The sequence below is a fragment of the Metasolibacillus sp. genome (genome assembly GCF_025291715.1).
GTDB lineage: Bacteria > Bacillota > Bacilli > Bacillales_A > Planococcaceae > Metasolibacillus > Metasolibacillus louembei.
The window spans coordinates 1-1,890 of sequence record NZ_JAMBIZ010000061.1; the positions used below are offsets into that span (position 1 = coordinate 1).

1 protein-coding gene is annotated in these 1,890 nt (G+C 43.2%); it reads right to left on the minus strand.

The genetic code is table 11. The features are described 5' to 3' along the window. Positions 1 to 75: 75 nt before the first annotated feature. Complete coding sequence (ltrA, locus tag M3Z76_RS19580; RefSeq protein ID WP_295657544.1) at positions 76 to 1,338, minus strand: group II intron reverse transcriptase/maturase; 1,263 nt, start codon at positions 1,336 to 1,338, stop codon at positions 76 to 78. Between the last annotated feature and the right edge of the window lie 552 nt (positions 1,339 to 1,890).

Here is a 1,890-nt window from a genome sequence, read left to right on the forward strand (position 1 = left end):
AATAGAGTAGGAGGGAGCGATTAACTCCCGTCCTCTCACACCACCGTACGTACGGATCCGTATACGGCGGTTCAATTAAGATGAGTAACGCAAAGTTTCATAACGAACTTGCAGACTTTTCAGCCCTTGGCTTTCCCAAAAGGAATTGCCGAGGGTTCTGTGTAATATAGGGCTTTTTGAAATGCGCCAGTACCCTTTTCGGGTATTCCCCCATTCGTATGCTTTCCCATAAGGCACTTTTAGACGAATGAGATTTCTGACTCTTGTTCGAGGTTTCTTCCAATTCTTCCATAGACACATACGTAATCTTCGTTTAATCCATCCATCTAGTACTTTAAATATTGAATGTGTATCCGCTAAAGCGAAGTATCCACACCAGCCTATCAGGTATTGATTTAACTTTTCGACTCTGTATTCGATGGGATAAGGCATCTTTCTTGAGGTAATTTCTCTTATTTTCTTCTTCATTCGAACGAGGCTTGATTTTGCCATGCGAACTTTCGGTTCTTTATGAATCGTAAAACTAAAGCCTAGGAATTTTCGCTTCCATGGACGGTCTACCGCTGATTTCTTTTCATTTACTTTTAAACGAAGTTTACCTTCGATGAATCGCTGTACACTTGCCATAACTCGTAATCCAGCTCGTTCCGTTTTCACATAAATATTGCAGTCATCCGCGTATCGAACAAATTGATGTCCACGTTTCTCTAACTCTTTATCGAGTTCGTCTAAGACGATATTAGAAAGTAGAGGACTTACAGGACCACCTTGTGGTGTCCCTTCTTCTGTATTTGAGATTACTCCATTCATCATGACACCCGCTTGGAGATATTTACGGATTAGTTTTAACAGTGATTTATCTGAAATTCGTTTCGCTAATGTTGCCATTAGTCGGTCATGATTGACCTTATCGAAGAATTTCTCTAAATCCATATCAATCACCCATCGATATCCCTCTTTTAAATAGCCTTTCGCTTTTCTGACCGCATCATGTGCACTCCGATTTGGACGGAAGCCATAACTGTGTTCAGAAAATGTGCTGTCATATTCTTTTGATAAAATCTGCGAGATGGCTTGTTGAATCAAACGGTCTGTTACGGTTGGTATTCCTAAGAGACGCACACCACCATCTGGTTTCGGGATTTCGACACGACGGACTGGTTGCGGTTCATAGGTACCATTCAAAATCTGCGATTTTATGGTTTCCCAATTTTCGAGGATGTGCTGTCGTAAGGTTTGTACGGGCATCATGTCTACTCCGTGGCTTCCTTTATTCGCTTCCACTCGCTTTAATGCTTGTATCATGTTTTGCCGTTCCAAGATTTGATTCAACATCACCATTTCGTTCCTTTCCGTGAATAGCTGTTCTTCTTTTGCCCAACTGGACTGCACCCTCCGCAAATACCCTCGTGGGATTCACCACTACTTTCTAAGCGTGAGGTTTCTCTGTTTTCTGTGTTCATTCGTCCAAGTCGGAAAGCCAAGGGCTATTCTCTCTTAATTGTTCAGTCCTTCCAAGTAATTCTAGACTTACTTGTACTATGACCTCTGCTGACTTCTGACAGTTCAGCTACTTGTCACCAAGTAGGTTATGAAGGGTACTTCACGTTTCTGTCAGACCTCCCCAGGTAAGCGCATGCACTTTCACACCATCTATCCGCCTCATTTACTTGATATGACCTTCGACAGAAGGGACTTTATCTTGTTATGCAGATTCATCCAATCATATCTAGCCTTGTATGAGATTCGTGTTCCTCGGACCGGTGTTTTGCCTCCAGCTTCCTTCAGATTCCGCGTCGCCACGGACACCCTTGCTCTTGGCTAACCTCTACTTCTGTCTTCGGGGTTCGGGACTTGCACCCTATAGTTCATGCGCATGCTGGGCGCACA